At 43.0% G+C, this 16835-nt stretch carries 19 protein-coding genes; 12 read left to right on the forward strand and 7 right to left on the reverse strand.

Translation table 11 applies throughout. From position 1 onward, the window contains the following. Nucleotides 1-35 precede the first annotated feature (35 nt). Nucleotides 36-1247: a TetR family transcriptional regulator gene (locus AB0756_RS32840; RefSeq protein WP_038083866.1), complete on the reverse strand. Its 1212-nt coding sequence runs from the start codon at nt 1245-1247 to the stop codon at nt 36-38. Nucleotides 1248-1385: 138 nt separating this feature from the next. Between AB0756_RS32840 and AB0756_RS32845 the strand changes: the two genes are divergently transcribed. Next, nucleotides 1386-2234 carry an acyl-CoA desaturase gene (locus AB0756_RS32845; protein ID WP_038083863.1) on the forward strand — a complete coding sequence of 283 codons (849 nt, stop codon included), beginning with the start codon at nt 1386-1388 and terminating at the stop codon, nt 2232-2234. A gap of 336 nt (nt 2235-2570) precedes the next feature. Here AB0756_RS32845 and AB0756_RS32850 read toward each other — a convergent pair whose 3' ends face one another. Together AB0756_RS32850 and AB0756_RS32855 are read right to left on the reverse strand one after the other, a co-directional pair. Then, nucleotides 2571-2975, reverse strand: coding sequence for a hypothetical protein (locus tag AB0756_RS32850; RefSeq protein WP_050045898.1), 405 nt, complete (start codon nt 2973-2975; stop codon nt 2571-2573). 114 nt (nt 2976-3089) lie between these two features. Continuing rightward, nucleotides 3090-3308 carry a DUF4058 family protein gene (locus AB0756_RS32855; RefSeq protein WP_050045899.1) on the reverse strand — a complete coding sequence of 73 codons (219 nt, stop codon included), beginning with the start codon at nt 3306-3308 and terminating at the stop codon, nt 3090-3092. A 168-nt stretch (nt 3309-3476) separates the two neighbouring features. On the opposite strand from AB0756_RS32855, the gene AB0756_RS32860 reads away from it, so the two are divergent. The 4 genes from AB0756_RS32860 (at nt 3477) to AB0756_RS32875 (ending at nt 5725) form a co-directional block, all read left to right on the forward strand. Beyond that, nucleotides 3477-4001, forward strand: coding sequence for an outer membrane protein assembly factor BamD (locus AB0756_RS32860; RefSeq protein ID WP_038083856.1), 525 nt, complete (start codon nt 3477-3479; stop codon nt 3999-4001). Nucleotides 4002-4214: 213 nt separating this feature from the next. Next, nucleotides 4215-4460 carry an AbrB/MazE/SpoVT family DNA-binding domain-containing protein gene (locus AB0756_RS32865; RefSeq protein WP_038083852.1) on the forward strand — a complete coding sequence of 82 codons (246 nt, stop codon included), beginning with the start codon at nt 4215-4217 and terminating at the stop codon, nt 4458-4460. Next, nucleotides 4447-4836: a PIN domain-containing protein gene (locus AB0756_RS32870; RefSeq protein ID WP_202048626.1), complete on the forward strand. Its 390-nt coding sequence runs from the start codon at nt 4447-4449 to the stop codon at nt 4834-4836. The genes AB0756_RS32865 and AB0756_RS32870 overlap by 14 nt, the downstream gene beginning before the upstream one ends. Before the next feature lie 28 nt (nt 4837-4864). After that, entirely contained in the window at nt 4865-5725 is an 861-nt protein-coding gene (locus AB0756_RS32875) for a DUF3153 domain-containing protein (protein WP_082051719.1), read from the forward strand. A 321-nt stretch (nt 5726-6046) separates the two neighbouring features. Here the strand turns inward: AB0756_RS32875 and pdxH are convergent, their stop codons facing one another. Then, nucleotides 6047-6691, reverse strand: coding sequence for a pyridoxamine 5'-phosphate oxidase (gene pdxH, locus AB0756_RS32880; protein WP_038083843.1), 645 nt, complete (start codon nt 6689-6691; stop codon nt 6047-6049). A gap of 77 nt (nt 6692-6768) precedes the next feature. Between pdxH and AB0756_RS32885 the strand changes: the two genes are divergently transcribed. From AB0756_RS32885 to AB0756_RS32895, 3 genes are all read left to right on the forward strand, one after another. Next, nucleotides 6769-7818, forward strand: a complete 1050-nt coding sequence (locus AB0756_RS32885; protein ID WP_038083970.1) for an AI-2E family transporter — start codon at nt 6769-6771, stop codon at nt 7816-7818. A 321-nt stretch (nt 7819-8139) separates the two neighbouring features. Next, a complete protein-coding gene (locus tag AB0756_RS32890; protein ID WP_038083839.1) occupies nt 8140-8958 on the forward strand; it encodes a segregation/condensation protein A in 819 nt (272 codons plus the stop codon). 366 nt (nt 8959-9324) lie between these two features. Continuing rightward, nucleotides 9325-10497 carry a sugar phosphate nucleotidyltransferase gene (locus tag AB0756_RS32895; protein WP_038083836.1) on the forward strand — a complete coding sequence of 391 codons (1173 nt, stop codon included), beginning with the start codon at nt 9325-9327 and terminating at the stop codon, nt 10495-10497. A gap of 57 nt (nt 10498-10554) precedes the next feature. Here AB0756_RS32895 and speA read toward each other — a convergent pair whose 3' ends face one another. Beyond that, entirely contained in the window at nt 10555-12570 is a 2016-nt protein-coding gene (speA, locus tag AB0756_RS32900) for a biosynthetic arginine decarboxylase (RefSeq protein ID WP_038083834.1), read from the reverse strand. 208 nt (nt 12571-12778) lie between these two features. Here speA and ndk point away from each other — a divergent pair, with 208 nt between their 5' ends. After that, nucleotides 12779-13228: a nucleoside-diphosphate kinase gene (gene ndk, locus AB0756_RS32905; protein WP_038083832.1), complete on the forward strand. Its 450-nt coding sequence runs from the start codon at nt 12779-12781 to the stop codon at nt 13226-13228. A gap of 227 nt (nt 13229-13455) precedes the next feature. On the opposite strand, the gene AB0756_RS32910 is transcribed toward ndk, so the two are convergent. After that, a complete protein-coding gene (locus tag AB0756_RS32910; RefSeq protein WP_038083829.1) occupies nt 13456-14190 on the reverse strand; it encodes a TerC family protein in 735 nt (244 codons plus the stop codon). 102 nt (nt 14191-14292) lie between these two features. Between AB0756_RS32910 and AB0756_RS32915 the strand changes: the two genes are divergently transcribed. The 3 genes from AB0756_RS32915 (at nt 14293) to AB0756_RS32925 (ending at nt 15046) form a co-directional block, all read left to right on the forward strand. Further along, nucleotides 14293-14505: a hypothetical protein gene (locus AB0756_RS32915; protein ID WP_050045900.1), complete on the forward strand. Its 213-nt coding sequence runs from the start codon at nt 14293-14295 to the stop codon at nt 14503-14505. A 152-nt stretch (nt 14506-14657) separates the two neighbouring features. Beyond that, complete coding sequence (locus AB0756_RS32920) at nt 14658-14903, forward strand: type II toxin-antitoxin system RelN family antitoxin (protein WP_038083828.1); 246 nt, start codon at nt 14658-14660, stop codon at nt 14901-14903. Nucleotides 14904-14920: 17 nt separating this feature from the next. Further along, nucleotides 14921-15046: a hypothetical protein gene (locus tag AB0756_RS32925; protein WP_272899748.1), complete on the forward strand. Its 126-nt coding sequence runs from the start codon at nt 14921-14923 to the stop codon at nt 15044-15046. Nucleotides 15047-15208: 162 nt separating this feature from the next. Here the strand turns inward: AB0756_RS32925 and AB0756_RS32930 are convergent. Continuing rightward, on the reverse strand, nt 15209-16835 hold a 1627-nt coding region (locus AB0756_RS32930; RefSeq protein WP_408019823.1), incomplete at its 5' end, for a WD40 repeat domain-containing protein.

Raw genomic sequence — 16835 nt, forward strand, 5'->3', positions numbered from 1 at the left:
GGCGCAAGACTATCGCGCCCCTACTCTCTTTCTTGCTAGGATTTCCTATCTAAAACAATAGCCTGCTTCAGAGCCAATTTTTCTCTAGCTCGACGAGCTAATGGTTGTAGTTTAGTCAAGTTCCAGCCTGTAATTAAACTCATATCTTCTAAATTCATTCCCTTCATCAACATATCCACACACCACGTTTGTTGAGCTTGCTCAATAACGGGTTGTTGCCCTTCAGGGGTCAATAAACCTGCGGTTAAAATTTCCCAGCGATCGTGTATTTCTCTCTCGGAGATCGGTGCATTGCGATCGCTAAGAAATAATGCCAAGCAATCGTCTTTGCGGCTCTTAAGCCATAAAGTTAATGGATTGCGCGTGTAAGAACCATATCGCTTGCCTAAAATCCATTGATTAATTGGCACTTGTCGAATGGAGCCTTGAGTTATTTGTAAAAAGTGCTGCTTGACATCCGTGATTTGGTGGGAACGCTCTAAGTTGACAATTTCGACTGGAGATAAACCAGCCCCAAATAAAACGTACATGAGAGCATAATCTCGAAGACCGGATTTCTTTGCCTTTTGCAAAATACTGTGAACTAAATGAGTCGGTAAATCTACAACCTTCTCTGTTGGTAAAGAATCACAATTGGTTGAACTTGTAGAATTTGTAATTTGGTTTAAAAACAGCGTTACTAAATTTTCTAAAAATTCATCTCTATTATGCCAAAGTTGGTGAGATTCACTTGTAAATTCAACTACGGCATATCCTATTAACATACTGTTCAGTAAACTGGCTAGCTTTTCAGCAGGTAGGTGAGTGGACAACTTTTCCCGTTCCATTACTGTAGCTAAGTATTCAGCAACGTGGTGGTTGGCTTGAGTTAAGCCTTTTCCAATCGCCTCACGGTTTTCAACTGAGTAATGTCCAGCCTCACCAACTACAGAACGCACTAATTGTGGGACTTTGTCCAGAGTCTGCAACCGCTCTTCACAATAATCTCTCAGAGCTTGATAAACACTCGTCGTTTGGTTGGCTTGTATTTTTAACGATTCACCTAGCTGTTGAAACACTGGCGATTCGGTTAGGACTGCTAAAAGCAACCCATATTTGTTACCAAAATGCCGAAATAGTGTCACTTCGTTGACTTCCGCTAATTCTGCAACTGCTTTTGTTGTCGTTTCTGTGATTCCTTGAGTTGCAAACAAGAATCTAGCTGCATCGATCAGTCGCTGTCGGGTTGAAATAATTTGACCACTCATAGATGAAGAATGCAAGTGCTACTTGCATTTAAATTTTTTCTTTGCTAAGCTTGGAGATGTAAGTGGCACTTGCATCCTCTACTCCTACTTTAGCTCTCTCCCCTAGTTTTTACTGTACTTATATCAAAGGAACAATTCATGACTACAAACTCAGATGTGGCTGTCGATAAGCAGTCACTGGCTCTGAGCTGGACTAACGTGGCATTTTTCGGTACGATTCATGCCCTGGCAATGCTCGCTCCCTGGTATTTTTCTTGGTCTGCTTTAGCAATCACAATATTCTTGCACTGGTTATTTGGCAGTATTGGAATTTGCCTGGGCTATCACCGACTTTTGAGCCACCGCAGTTTTTCTGTACCAAAATGGTTGGAATATGCGATCGCCACATTGGGAGCTCTTGCCATGCAAGGAGGACCAACCTTTTGGATAGCAGGACATCGGCTGCACCACGCCCATACAGAGAACACAGACAAAGATCCTTACTCTTCCCGACGTGGTTTTTGGTGGAGCCACATGCTCTGGATATTGTATCCGCGATCCGAGTTTTTTGACCCCGAACATTACAAAAGATTCGCCCCAGAAATACAGCGCGATCCATATTATCGTTGGTTAGATCGTTACTTCTTACTGCTGCAAATACCTCTTGGTATCTTACTGTACGCTTTAGGAGGTTGGAGTTTTATTATTTTCGGAGTTTTTCTCAGAGCTGTTGTGCTTTGGCACACCACCTGGCTCATTAATTCTGCAACCCACATCAGAGGTTACCGCAATTTCCAATTAGATGACAATTCTCGAAATCTTTGGTGGGCAGCAATTTTAACTTATGGAGAAGGTTGGCATAACAATCATCACGCTCACCCAAATGTTGCAAAAGCTGGCTTGCATTGGTGGGAAATAGATATGACTTGGTGGGCAATTAAAGTTCTGCAAAATTTGGGATTAGCTACGAAAGTCAACCTATTTCCAAGATCCAAAGCAGGAATTTAGTCATTTAAGTTCCGATAATACAACCTCTACTCTTCTCTTCGTGCTCTTTGCGTCTTCTTGGTTAAAAAATGTTTTTGAACCGCAAAGACGCGAAGAAAGCAAAGGTTAGATGTCGAAGCTCGGGCAGAATTTTCCTAATTTTTGAGCCACCTTGACAGAGCTAGTACACGAAGGCAGAAGTACGATGGCAGAGGGCAGAAGGCGCAAAAGCTTTAACTGTAAGCTTTTTCTGTGTCACTAATGGTTGCTTTATTTACGCCGTGCTGTACTAGGTAGGGCTAAAGCCTACCATCTCACTTTAAACGTAGCCCATTATTCTAATGTTGGTGAGTAAGATTAGAAACGACGGTAAGGCGATCGCCATCTGTAATAGTGTGGATATGATGGGCGATCGTTAACAATTACAGGATTAATCACCGTTGAGTTTCTAATTTGAGGATTGACTAAAACAGGGTTAACAATCGTGGAGTCAATAATCTTGTGTCCTCCATAAGAGTATGGGTAATAACCCTGTGGGTATACGTTACTGTTGTATTTCGGTGGTAAACCTGTGGCGGGATTTACAGGTATAGGAGTTGAAATAGGGCTACCGTAAATATAATTACCAACAGTGGGGGCTTGAGGAACTACGTAAGTGTTACCACCATTGATGTCTACCCAATTTGCTGAAGCAGGAGCCGTTGTGAGTGCTACTACGGCTGCGATCGAGCCCAACCCAAGTAAACTTCGTTGCCAATACATAATTCTTAAGTGTTTTTTCTTAAATAAGAATATTTAATTAAGTATATCATTTTTTGACAATATTGATAATGATACGTAGTTTGTCAGTCCTGAATGCGTTCTTCTCGTATTTCATCAATGAAGGTTCTGCTGAACACTCAAGTCTGGTCTGCCAATAGCGATCGCCATATCGCCGCTCACCTTGTATACCCATTTGTCCGTGACTACCCGATATTTTGGTAACAATTTGGGAATCAAGTCTTTAGCTAGCGCCGCTATCAAGTGGTTGTGGAAATCTGACCAGTAATCTGATTGTTCGAGATAAGGGTTCATCCCAGGAAATGGGTTAGGCATATTTCAACTCACCGATCGCTGGTCACTATTTAAGATGCTAGCAAAACCTACATTGATATAGCTGATATAGCTATTGGCTGAAGAGCATCCCAGTCAGTAAAAAAATATGACTCCCAATGGTCGCCACTGTTGGCAAAATAAAGACAGTGCCGATTTTTTGTGTGCAAAGTGAGTTCTGAAAGTTTAGAAATAGCTAAAATTAGGTATCAAGCTGGGAGAATTGCTTTTGAAAAAGGGCAATATCGGGAAGCTGTCGAACAACTCTCAAAAGCAAGCGACCTTCTAGCCCCCAATTCTCGTCTTGCTGGGGAGGTGAAACTTTGGCTTGTCACGGCTTATGAAGCAGCTGGGCGCTCCGAAGAAGCACTTGACCTTTGCGAACAACTCAAGCGCCATCCCCACCTGGAAACCAGCAAGCAAGCGAAAGAATTACACTACATTCTCAAAGCGCCTAGGTTACAACGTCCGAAAGAATGGATGACTGAAATTCCCGATCTGGGTGCAATCGCTGATAATGAAACCAACACTCGATTCGCTGTCAAGCCTAGTTCTTCCCAAAGACAGATGCGTCCCGAGCCAGAATTTGTAGATCTCAGTCAGGTAAATACTAAAGACAATCGATTTATTTGGGTAGCTTTAATTGCGATCGGTTTAATCTTAGGTGGGCTGCTTTGGATGGGTTTGTCAGGTTAACTCGCAGGCAATTGAACGCTTCATCTCTGGGTAATATGCAGATTCTAGTGGCTTATATCACCGCTTCAGCTATGCCCCCATATATAGCTAAGGAGCGATGTATATACTATCAATCTTAAAGTTTGCTCGAGATTTGAGAGTAGAAAAGAGAAAGATTTTAAAATGGTCTTATGCCTTACAATTAAGTAAGGCGCATTTGTAAGGCTTATTCCTATGTCCATTGCGACAGTCACAATTAAAGGACAAGTTACTATTCCCAAGGAAATCCGAGATTACCTGAAACTAGATACTGGCAGCAAAATTGAATTTGTAGTCGATGAAAATGGTGATGTCAAGATTGTGCCACTGAATGTCCCAATTGAAGCGTTGTCTGGATTTTTGCATCGTCCTGGTATGACGGCTGCAACAATAGAGGACATGGAAGCAGCGATCGCGGAGGGTGCGCGTGATTGGACTTGATACGAATGTTCTAGTTCGCTATCTTACCAAAGATGACGTTAACCAATGGGAACAAGCGTCTCAAATCATTCAGGAAAATCAACCTTGTTTTATTGGCAATGTTGTCTTAAGCGAACTCGTGTGGGTTTTAAGAGGACGACCTTATCAATTTGGTAAAGATGAAATCATTACTACGTTAGAGATGATATTGCAAAGCTCGGGCTTTGAATTTGAAAACCGTTCCATAGTGTATCAAGCATTACAACGAACCAAACAGGGACGAGCTGATTTTTCGGACTATCTAATTGGAGCGATCGCTCAACATATGAGTTGTACTGAAACGGTAACTTTCGATCGAAAATTGCGAGGAGATAAAGGATTTCGTTGCCTAACCTAACTTATTGATTTTTGGAGAGCTTTATATTATGAGATGGTCTATATTTCAAAATTATAACCGCAGATGCACGGCAAAGCACGCAGGAAAAGGAGACAATTATCGGCGTTCATCAACGTTTACCGTCGGTTCAAAATCATTCATTGTATGGGCTGTGCTGTTGATATCCTTATTTCTCTCAGGGTGTGTGAAGTACGATCTAGGTGTTAACTTTGACAATTCAAATCATGGCGAATTGGTGCAGCACATAAAATTAGAAGAACGGCTGCTCAGTTTCAGTGGCGATTCTGTCTACGAATGGTTAAATAGCATAGAACGTCGCGCTCGGAAATTAGAAGGTAAAATACGACGGCTTTCCAAAGAGGAAATTTTTGTTTCCATCCCTTTCAGTAACGGTCAAGAATTACAAACCAAATTTAACGAATTTTTCCACCCTAATGGAACTCAAAAACCCGAAACAGGAACCAATGAGGCTAACGCAGAACTGCCAAAAATTGAATCAAATATACTTCTGTTTCAAAACAATTTCTTACTCTTAGTAAGGAATCGGTTGATTTACGATTTGGATTTGCGATCGCTAGGTTTAATTTCCAGCAAAGGAGCTGTGCTATCTAATCCCGGTTCCATTCTCGACTTAGAATTTGGCTTAAACACTCCTTGGGGTGCAAGGACTGTAGAAAAGACAGAGAATGCGATCGTTCCAGAAAAGAACGGCAATCAACTTGTGTGGAGACTTAAGCCTGGAGAATTAAACCATATAGAAGTCGTGTTTTGGCTTCCAAGCCCTCTTGGTTTTGGGACACTATTCATTATTGTATTCGTACTGGCAGGGGTTTACCTGAGATACAGTTTTATGCCCGACCCTAGAGTTCAGTTTGCTTCAAAAGGTTAATGGCTAATGGCTAATGGCTAATTGCTAATTGCTAATGGTGAGTTTAGTCCTGTAGGCGGTGAGACCATTGCTGTAGGCGGGTTTCCCGCCGCGCCCTGGCAACTGGCGTATAGCCCTTGCGGGCATAGCCTTCGGCATCGCGTAGCGTCTCCGTAAGGAGATACCCGGAGGGGTTTCCCGCGACCACCGGGACTGGCGTATAGCCCTTACGGGCATAGCCTGCGGCAACGCGGAGCATGCGCTTTGCGCTTAGCGTCTGTGCTCCTGAGATAGGGCTATCAGCTAATAGCTATTAGCTATTAGCTATTAGCTGATAGCACTCTATGGCGACAACCGTTCGATCTTCCAACTGCTATCATCTAAACGGGTATAGCGCAGGCGATCGTGCAGTCGATTGGGGCGTCCCTGCCAAAATTCAATTTCTACGGGGATTGCTCGAAAGCCACCCCAATGTTGGGGGCGGGGAACTTCTTGGTTTTGATATTTGGTTTGAAGTTCCTCTATTCGTTGTTCGAGGACTGCTCGATTTTCTATCACCTCACTTTGATTGGAAGCCCATGCACCCAAGCGACTGTTGAGAGGACGGCTGTAAAAATATTCATCTGACTCTTTGTCTGAAATTTTTTCCACACTTCCAGATATGCGGACTTGGCGTTCTAGTTCTGCCCACCAAAAAACAAGAGACGCTTGGGGATTTTCTGCTAGTTCCTGCCCTTTTTGGCTGTTGTAGTTTGTAAAGAATACAAAACCCCGATCGTCAAAACCTTTGAGCAATACCATTCTTGCAGATGGCTTCCCCTCTTGTGTCGTAGTTGCAAGAGTGACGGCATTTGGTTCTACAAGTTGGGCTGCTAATGTCTGGTCGAACCATCGTTTAAATTGTATAAAAGGATTGGGGTCAACTTCAGTCTCGCTCAAACCTTGCAAGGTATAATCCTTCCTAAGGTCAGCAATATTTCTATCCATTGTCATCTTCCTGTATTAAACGGTCGGGAATGGGAGTTAACAGTGAGAAGCGATCCGTTAACCAAAGTAAAAATAAGATGCGCCGTTCAGCCTCACTTCAACGTCTTTTAATATATGGTCTGAGCGGTCCAATTATCGCTCTCAATCTCTGGTTGTTGTATTTAATTTTTCGTTTATTTCAGCATCCCATCACTATTGTGAGCGTTGCAGCAATTTTGGCTTTTCTCCTGAACTATGCAGTCAAGTTCTTTGAACGTGCTGTCAACCGTCCTCAAGCGGTGACGATTGTGTTGCTGCTGACACTCACGCTTTTGATTGTTTTAGGTGTTACGCTCGTGCCAATAGTGATAGATCAAACTATTCAACTTTTAGATAGAATTCCAAATTGGTTGGCGACGAGTCAAGCCAATTTAGAGTCTTTTGAAGCTATAGCCAAAAAGCGACGTTTACCTTTAGATCTGAGAGTTGTTAGCAATCAAATCAATGCCAATATTCAAAGTATGGTTCAACAGCTTGCTTCTGCTGCTGTGGGATTCGCCGGGACAGTCTTGTCAGGATTGCTCGATGTGATATTGGTGGTTGTCTTGGCGTTCTATATGCTTCTGTATGGGGAACGCGTGTGGTTTGGCTTATTTAACCTTTTACCGGCTAATGTTCGAGTTCCATTAAGAACCTCTTTACAGCGTAACTTTCACTACTTTTTCCTCAGCCAACTTTTACTGGCAGTTTTTATGGGGGTCATTATGACTCCAATTTTCCTCATTCTCAAGGTTCCTTTTGCGCTGTTATTCGCTATAGTGATTGGCATATCGCAACTCATACCTTTTATTGGGGCAACATTGGGTATTGGTTTGGTCACGTTTTTAGTTTTGTTACAAAACTGGTGGTTGGCAGTGCAAGTGGCTGTTGCTGCGATCGTTGTACAGCAAATCAAAGATAATTTACTCAGTCCCAAGCTACTTGGTGATTTTATCGGAGTCAATCCTATATGGATTTTTGTTGCTATTTTAATGGGTTTTGAAATTGCTGGTTTGTTAGGAACACTTGTTGCAGTCCCCATTGCCGGAACTATCAAAGGAACTTTTGATGCCATTGTCAACAGTACACCAGTGACCGATAACCAGTGACAACAAGTCGTTTATTTTGGGCTCGTAAGGGGTATAAAAAAATAGTAGTATACTGGATTCCCAAAATGTTCTAACTATTAAACTCAAATCTAAACGAAGTATTCTCACAGCGTTTTACTCTCTATGTACGGCACTAACCTTTTTGACATCGTTTAGATGATAATTTATACGGTAACTCAACTGCCAAAATGGTATGTGTAATAATTTTCAGGGAAGCATCAAGCGATCGCAAAGGTAAAATTTGTTAATAATTTAGTGGTTAGTCGTTAGTAGTTGTAACCACTAACCGCTAACCCCCAACCACCAACCACCAATCATTCAATGGACGCTGCTGAGCTATTAGAAACAATTACGTTGCTCATTTACCAAGCTGAACAAGGGGAAATAGACCCTTGGGATGTCAAGGTGATTGAAGTGATCGATAGTTACTTAGAGCTCATGGCACCGGAAACTGCAACAAGAGGGTATGAAACTGATTTATCACAATCGGGTCAAGCTTTTTTGTCGGCATCAAAACTGGTCTTGTTCAAGGCAAATACTTTGATGCAGTTGCAAGCAGCAGTAGAGGAACAAGAAGCGACTGAAGAAGCTCTCTTGGAAAGCGAAGATGGAGCCACTTCTCACCACCAACGCTTGCCATTGGAACGTCATTTACGCCGTCGCCCTGCAGCTATGCCTCCACCGAAACGCCGTGTGACCTTGCAAGAACTTATAGAACAGTTGCAAGTTATGGCAAAACAGTTGCAGCTAGTGGAAAAAGCGAACAAGCCTGCTCGTACTCGACGCCAACCCAGCCTTCAATCCATGAAAGCTGCTTTAGAATTGGCTCACCAGGAAAATCTGACAGAAGTGGCTTCGGAACTCGAGCAAGTTTTACGCCTGAGGACTCCAGAATTAAATTTAGAGAAAAATTGGTTGAATTTAGAACAACTTGTGGAGTTATGGACCCTAGCAAAGCAACCGCAACAGAAGAATATCACAGAGCATTCCCACGAAAACCATATGGTTAGTGTTTTTTGGGCATTACTACTGCTTTGTGCTCAGTCTAAAGTGGAGCTTGTTCAGGAAGAATTTTACCAAGACCTGAAAATCAGGTTGCTCACTGATTCATCAAGCACTATGGATATACCTTTAAATTAAGGACATACAACATTGTCATATGAGGGTTCGCTATGATGTCTTCAGCAAACCTTAAAATCCAATTAAATTGGAAAAGTGACCAATGCAAATTATAAAGGATGAAGGATAAGGTCTGAAAGATGAAAAAATGTATAAAGTATCGAAGGTCTTAGCCGAGGTATAAAATTTTCATACTTGGCACCTTGGATTTTATGCTTTTTTTATACTTCATACTTTACACTTCATATTTGTTTCCCATGTCTATAATGCTCTGAGGTACTGCAGTTGCACTCAGTGCTTTTAGGAATGACAAAAAAGCGGAAATACACTGATGATGAAGTATCAAATGATAACAGTAAATCGGCTTGTGGTTGAGGAATAAGATATATGAAAGCGATGATTCTCGCAGCAGGTAAAGGTACTCGTGTCCGTCCGATTACCTACACAATTCCCAAACCAATGATTCCTATCTTGCAAAAGCCAGTGATGGAATTCTTGCTGGAACTTTTACGCCAGCATGGGTTTGACCAAATTATGGTTAATGTCAGCCATTTAGCAGATGAAATAGAAAGTTATTTCCGCGATGGTCAACGGTTTGGCGTACAAATTGCCTATTCTTTTGAAGGTCGCATTGTTGACGGTACTCTTGTAGGAGAAGCCGTTGGATCTGCTGGAGGAATGCGGAAAATTCAGGATTTCTACCCATTTTTCGACGATACCTTTGTCGTATTATGCGGTGATGCTTTGATTGACCTAGACTTAACAGCAGCCGTAAAGTGGCACAGAGAAAAGGGATCTATCGCCACCATCATTATGAAATCGGTTCCACAAGAAGAAGTTTCTAGCTATGGTGTCGTAGTTACAGATGAAGAAGGTCGGGTCAAGGCTTTCCAAGAAAAACCTAAGGTAGAAGAAGCTCTAAGCACGAATATTAACACGGGTATCTACATTTTTGAGCCAGAGATCTTTAATTATATTCCCTCGGGAGTAGAATATGACATTGGTAGCCAGCTCTTCCCAAAATTAGTTGAAGTGGGAGCTCCTTTCTACGCTATTCCAATGAACTTTGAATGGGTAGATATTGGTAAAGTTCCAGATTACTGGCGAGCCGTTCGCGGTGTACTGTCTGGAGAAATCAAAAATGTCCAAATTCCGGGGCATCAAGTCGCTCCTGGCATTTACACTGGCATGAATGTTGCTGTCAACTGGGATAAAGTGGATATCACGGGTCCAGTCTATATTGGCGGTATGACTCGAATTGAAGATGGTGCAAAAATCGTTGGTCCTACAATGATAGGTCCTAATTGCTGGGTGTGCAGTGGCGCAACAGTGGAAAATAGCGTCATCTTTGACTGGTCTCGATTGGGTCCGGGAGTCAGACTCGTTGATAAATTGGTATACGGTCGTTACTGTGTGGACAAGACTGGAGCTACGATAGACGTGCAAGCAGCAGCTTTAGATTGGCTGATTACTGATGCGCGTCAAGAGCCACCATCCCATACTCCAGCAGAACGACAAGCGATCGCTGAATTGTTAGGAACGAACGCTCCTGTAACTTGAATTGTTAGTGGTTAGTGGTCAGTGGTTAGTTATGTGTAAACCACTAACCACTAACCACTAATTCGCCAAGTAAGTATATCTTCGTAAACTCTGTTCGTAAGTTTGTAACAATTTTTGAGACTCTGCGAGAGTAATCCGATTTTCTATCAAAGCGTGCTCGCATCTCTGACGGATATTTTCCAGCATATCCTCAGAGTCATACTGTACGTAACTTACAACCTCGCTCATGGTGTCGCCTTTTACAACATGTTGGATTTGGTATCCCTTGGGTGTCAATTGAATGTGAACTGCGTTGGTATCACCAAAGAGGTTGTGTAAATTCCCCATAATTTCTTGGTAGGCTCCATTCAGGAACATACCCAAGTAGTATGAGTCTCCAGCCTTGAACTTGTGCAACTCCAAAACCGATTTGACATCTCGCAAGTCAATAAAACGATCTATTTTGCCATCGCTATCGCAGGTAAGGTCTGCGAGGATACCCCTTTGCGTTGGTTCTTCACCCAAGCGATGTATGGGCATAATTGGGAATAATTGGTCGATTGCCCAGCAATCTGGTGCGGATTGAAACACGGAAAGATTGACGTAGTAAATGGAAGCCATAATTTTTTCGAGGTCTTCCAACTCGTCGGGTACGTATTCCTGCTTGCGGGTGATCCCCAGAATTTTTTGACAGCAAGCCCAGTAGAGACGTTCTGCTTTGGCACGTTCTCTAAGACTTAAAATACCTAATTTAAAGCGGCTGATTGCTTCTTCTTTAAATTGGGTGGCATCGTGGTAAAACTCTTGATAGTTCTCTTCGTTTAACGATTGATAGGTTTCCCACATGTAGCTGATGATAGGCGACTCTCCTTCTTGGGGAGGCTCTGGTAGGTCACCGGGGACTTCGCTGGTACTGAGAACGTCAAAAATCAAAACAGATTGATGAGATGCGATCGCACGTCCGCTTTCACTAATCAGTGTTGGTACGGAAAGATTTTTCTCCGCACAGGTATCTTTTAATTCAGCAACTATGTCATTTGCATAATTCTGCATGTTATAGTTTTTTGAGGCGTAGAAGTTGGTTTGAGAACCGTCATAATCTACGCCCAAACCACCACCGACATCCAGGTATTTCATGTTTGCCCCTTGAGTAGCCAACTCTACGTAGATACGGCTGGCTTCTTGGATGGCATCTTTAATCACATGAATAGCAGAAATTTGCGAACCAATATGGAAATGAAGTAACTGCAAGGATTGCAACAAGTTAGCATCGCGTAACTTATCAACAGCTTGCATGATTTCTGGAATGGTCAGACCAAATTTAGCGCGATCTCCAGTGGAAGTTCCCCACCGTCCCATTCCTTGGGTGCTCAGTTTAGCTCTCACACCAACAATAGGTTCGATCCCCAACTGCTGGCTGACCTCAATAACGAGATCCACCTCTTCAACTTGTTCTAAAACGATGATCGGCGTTTGTCCGAGCCTTTGAGCCAGCATTGCCGTTTCGATGTATTCTCGGTCTTTGTAGCCATTGCAAACCAACAGTGCGCCTGGGGTATCCAATAGAGCCAAAGCAATCATTAACTCTGGCTTGGAACCGGCTTCTAAACCAAACTGATGGGGTTTACCAAACCGCACTAAATCTTCAATTAAATGCCGTTGCTGGTTGCACTTGACAGGAAATACACCACGGTAAACTCCAGGATAGTTATAACGAGCAATAGCTTTGGCGAAACAAGCGTTTAACCGTTCGATCCTGTCTTCCAAAATATCGGAAAACCGGATCAACAGGGGAAGCCCTAAATTACGCTGCTTGAGAGCATTAACCAGTTCGTATAAGTCCAGAGAACCACCGCGATCGCCCTTGGGGGAAACAGTGATGTGACCTGCAGCATTGATGGAAAAGTAGGGTTCACCCCAACCTTCTATCCGATAAAGTGCTTCGCTATCCTCTATTTTCCAGATGCGGGTTCCATCGGGATTGGTAGCCGTAGGTAGCAGTTTTTGTTGTTTTTGTGCTTTTATTTCGGCTTTGGTTGCATTAGAGGGAGGTTTCACCACCTCGTCTGATGTAGTCGTTAAATCACCACGCATTTCTTTCCTGACCTTTTTGTTTCACCCACGAGAATACAATGTATCGCATTCATCTCGAAGCGCACATGCATTTGGAGATACTTTCTGCGATAATTTCAGATTGTCCTTTGTCATTGGTCGAGTGTCATTTATTCTTGACTCAGTAAGAAGGTCAAATGACACTTGACTCATGACCCATAACCAATTTACTTAATTTGAGGAGATAGCTTTGGAACGCACATTCTTAGCAATTAAGCCCGATGGCGTGCAGCGCGGACTCATTGGTGAAATCATCCGTCGCTTTGAGACTAAAGGCTTTACCCTCGTTGGTTTAAAGTTTGTAAAACCTTCCCGAGAATTAGCCGAACAACATTACGACGTTCACAAAGAAAGACCTTTCTTTGGCAGCCTGGTGGAGTTTATCACTTCAGGCCCGGTTGTGGCGATGGTTTGGGAAGGAGAGGGCGTTGTCGCCGCAGCTAGAAAGGTGATTGGTGCAACAAATCCCTTAACAGCAGAACCAGGAACAATCCGAGGTGACTTCGGCATTAATATTGGTCGCAACCTCATCCACGGTTCCGATGCTATTGAAACAGCACAACGGGAAATTTCCCTGTGGTTTAAGGAAGAAGAATTGGTTGCTTGGCAACCTCATTTGACACCTTGGTTGCACGAGTAACCCTCGTTCCCAGGCTCCGCCTGGGAATGCATTCTACGAGGCTCCGCCTCACGTAAGCCATCACCCCCAACTCCTATAGGGATAGGGGGCTTGTTGAGCTTACAAGACAGATAATTGATTTTTTGGAAATCTCTTGTTTGTACAACTCAATAAACTGTCAGCCAATCCTTGAGTTTCATAGATAACGTAAAGTTTTCTACTCGTGCAGAATTTACCATTCTCTATGGTTATTGTTGCACTTCAGTCTTTTCTGGTTCCTTGACTGTAGTTTCAGTTTCAGCATCTAAAACTTTACGTTTGGAAAATCCCCAAGCCAAAATCAGGGCAATAGAAGTAATCATCACCCATTGTGGGGGTACAAAGGAGTCGTTCACAACTTTCAAAAACAAGCGCAAGCCCACCAAGGCTACTGTGATGTAACCAGCATCTTCCAAGTAGACGTATTCATTCAACCAACGAATAAACAGACCTGCCATAAAGCGTAGAGTCACAACACCGATGGTAGTTCCTGTGAGCACCAACCAAGTTTCATTAGATACAGCGATCGCGGTGGTTACGCTATCAAGAGAAAATGCCAAATCTGTCAGGGCAATAACGGGGATCGCTTGCCATAAGGAATTGAACCGAGGACCGTGGTGTTGGTTATCTTCGCCTTCTTCAGAAGTAAAATGTTGGAATACCAGCCACAGTAGATAGGCTGCTCCCAACAATTCAAACTGCCAGAACTGTTGTACCCAGGTAGCAGTTAGCAATAACGTAATTCGCAAAACATAAGCAACAACTAAGCCAATGTTCAGCGCCTGACGTTCGAGTTTCTGGTTCCCCAGTCCTTGAGCGATCGCTGCAAGAGCGATCGCGTTGTCTGCAGAGAGTACTGCCTCTAAAAAGATGAGGAGCAGCAACACTATAGATGCTTCTAAGCTAGGATGAAAGTTGAGATAGTCAAATATTTGGTCTAGCATTCCTGTTTTCTCAAGCAGCAAAAATTAAAAGTTAACAGCAAAAGAGGACTTAATATACAAAACGTAACAAAAAGCTACTCTCTCCAGCTTAACCTGTAGTTGGTGAATTCCGGTCAACTTGTACCGACATTATTCTATACTTTGAGTTGGATGGCAACTCAGTTCAAGTATTATTTAATACAGACTTTGCTCCAATTGCCCTCAGAATGGAATTCTGGGGCTACACAAACGAAGCCCGCCTGCGCGGGCTATTCTGTTTCTGCTGTCAATTATGATAGCGATCGCATTGCTGAATGTCTCTTTGCTACAAAGTAGATAGGCAGAAATAAACACGTTATATTACAAAATGTAAAGACACTTGAAACTTTAACCAATGACAAATGACAACCCTAACTAGTTAACTTTAATTGTAACGACCTACTTAGTTCAAGCTTATATTTAGGCACAACATTACTTAAAAATAACCAATGAAAGCAATTAAAATAATGGCAACTATTGATGAACACGGACAACTTACTTTAGATCGCCCCTTAGTAAGTGATAAAAACAGTCGCGTTGAAGTTATTGTCCTGATTCCAGAAGAAGTAGAAATCGAGGAAAATGATAAATCTAAGGAAGAGATTTTAGAAGATTTCCGTCAAGCTTGGCATGAGGCAATGACTGGACAAATAATTCCTGTTGCTCAACTTTGGGAAGGACTCGAGGATGTCTGAGCAATCCTTTATTCAAGTTGAAGCTGCGCCAATCTTCAACCGAAATCTACGTTCTCTCGCTAAGAAATATCGCAGCAGATGAAATTAGAAATATCATTACTGAGTACGAACAACGTACAATGGCAGAAGATAAAGAACCATAAACAACTGTTGAAAATTGCCAAACCAAGAGAAAAAGAACCTGGAGCCTGCTTTTTTTGAATCGCGATCGCTTTCTCTAAAGATTGACGCAACGCCAGTTTCTCAAACCCACGTAGGTGGGTTTCGCCTGTACAGCCGCGAATTCTATTCGCTAGCGAGATCTATTACTCTCTCAACTTTTTCAACTCTTCTGTTGTAAAGGGATTTTTACCTGCAATTAAGGTATTAATCCAACGTTGACGCTGTGATTTGTACTTGGAATTATCAGTCCACTTGATAAAGGCTTGGAAATCTGCAACAGATCCTTTGCTATTACCAGTGAGCGCTCTAGCTAGCCCTCGGCTATCAAGAATACCTCCATCTTTTGGTGAAAGGGCAACTGCTTTTTCACAAGCAAACATGACATCTTTAGCAAACCCCCGCAAGCTACCATCCCAACAAAGAGAATTCCATTCCTTGGCAGAAATAGTTAAAGCAGGATCGAGTGTTTGAGCATCTTTGTAAAAAGCGAGCGCTTCTTTGAATTTATCCTGCTTTACCAGCGCTTCTCCTCGTATAAGAAAAATCACTGCTTTTGGATTCTTTTCTATAGCTTTTGTTTTTGGATTCAGATCGAGATTAGGAGACAGTTTCTGTGCTTTTGTTAACTGAACTAATGCTGCCTCAATGTCACCTTCTTGGGCAAGTTCTCTGCCCTGAGAAACCATAATAATTGGTACCGCTTTTTCCTCTGAATCAAACGTTAATTTGGAATTCCACGCTTTAGCTTTATTAAACTTAGCCACTGCATCCTCAAAATTTCCCTCAGTTGCTAATGCCTCACCTTGTTCTACTAAAGTCGATGCGGCGGCAATCCGGAGAGGCTTTGTTTGACATACATGGAGTTCTGCCAATGTCTCAGGATACCGAGGTAAATAATATTTGAGCCAATCGCACCCCAACACAAGTAAATTTTCCAGATCCAAGTTCCACAATTTCACCGTCTTGTCCCAACTTGCAGAAGCAATCGTCTTGCCGTCGGGGCTGAAGCTGACGCTCACAACTGGAGCGGAATGCCCTTTGAAGGTTGTGAGTTCTCTGCCTGTGGTCTCCCAGAGTTTAACGGTGTTGTCCTTGCTTGCAGAAGCAATCGTCTTGCCGTCCGGGCTGAAGTTAACGCTTGAAATCCAACCTGAATGTCCTTTGAGGGTTTTGAGTTCTCTACCTGTGATATCCCAAAGTTTGATGGTGTTGTCCCAACTTGCAGAAGCAATCGTCTTGCCGTCGGGGCTGAAACTGACGCTATAAACTGGAGCGGAATGCCCTTTGAGGGTTTTGAGTTCTTTGCCTGTGGTATCCCACAATTTCACCGTCTTGTCCAAACTTGCAGAAGCAATCGTCTTGCCATCGGGGCTGAAACTGACGCTATAAACTGGAGCGGAATGCCCTTTGAGGGTTTTGAGTTCTTTGCCTGTGGTATCCCAGAGTTTGATGGTGTTGTCCTCACTTGCAGAAGCGATGGTCTTGCCATCGGGGCTGAAGCTGACGCTCACAATTGGAGCGGAATGCCCTTTGAGGGTCTTGAGTTCTCTACCTGTGGTATCCCAGAGTTTGACGGTGTTGTCCCTACTTGCAGAAGCAATCGTCTTGCCATCGGGGCTGAAGCTGACGCTATAAACTGGAGCGGAATGCCCTTTGAGGGTTTTGAGTTCTCTGCCTGCGGTATCCCAGAGTTTGACGGTATTGTCCCTACTTGTAGAAGCAATCGTCTTGCCATCGGGGCTGAAGCTGACGCTATAAACTGGAGCGGAA

The sequence above is a fragment of the Tolypothrix campylonemoides VB511288_2 genome (assembly GCF_045999855.1).
GTDB lineage: Bacteria > Cyanobacteriota > Cyanobacteriia > Cyanobacteriales > Nostocaceae > Scytonema > Scytonema bouteillei_A.

Coding starts and splice junctions, on each gene's coding strand:
- AB0756_RS32850 (WP_050045898.1), bottom strand. CDS start 2,975: ATGTATTGGCAACGAAGTTTACTTGGGTTGGGCTCGATCGCAGCCGTA.
- AB0756_RS32895 (WP_038083836.1), top strand. CDS start 9,325: ATGAAAGCGATGATTCTCGCAGCAGGTAAAGGTACTCGTGTCCGTCCG.
- AB0756_RS32920 (WP_038083828.1), top strand. CDS start 14,658: ATGAAAGCAATTAAAATAATGGCAACTATTGATGAACACGGACAACTT.
- pdxH (WP_038083843.1), bottom strand. CDS start 6,691: ATGGATAGAAATATTGCTGACCTTAGGAAGGATTATACCTTGCAAGGT.
- AB0756_RS32890 (WP_038083839.1), top strand. CDS start 8,140: ATGGACGCTGCTGAGCTATTAGAAACAATTACGTTGCTCATTTACCAA.
- AB0756_RS32840 (WP_038083866.1), bottom strand. CDS start 1,247: ATGAGTGGTCAAATTATTTCAACCCGACAGCGACTGATCGATGCAGCT.
- AB0756_RS32875 (WP_082051719.1), top strand. CDS start 4,865: ATGAGATGGTCTATATTTCAAAATTATAACCGCAGATGCACGGCAAAG.
- AB0756_RS32855 (WP_050045899.1), bottom strand. CDS start 3,308: ATGCCTAACCCATTTCCTGGGATGAACCCTTATCTCGAACAATCAGAT.
- AB0756_RS32910 (WP_038083829.1), bottom strand. CDS start 14,190: ATGCTAGACCAAATATTTGACTATCTCAACTTTCATCCTAGCTTAGAA.
- speA (WP_038083834.1), bottom strand. CDS start 12,570: ATGCGTGGTGATTTAACGACTACATCAGACGAGGTGGTGAAACCTCCC.
- AB0756_RS32885 (WP_038083970.1), top strand. CDS start 6,769: ATGCGCCGTTCAGCCTCACTTCAACGTCTTTTAATATATGGTCTGAGC.
- AB0756_RS32865 (WP_038083852.1), top strand. CDS start 4,215: ATGTCCATTGCGACAGTCACAATTAAAGGACAAGTTACTATTCCCAAG.
- AB0756_RS32845 (WP_038083863.1), top strand. CDS start 1,386: ATGACTACAAACTCAGATGTGGCTGTCGATAAGCAGTCACTGGCTCTG.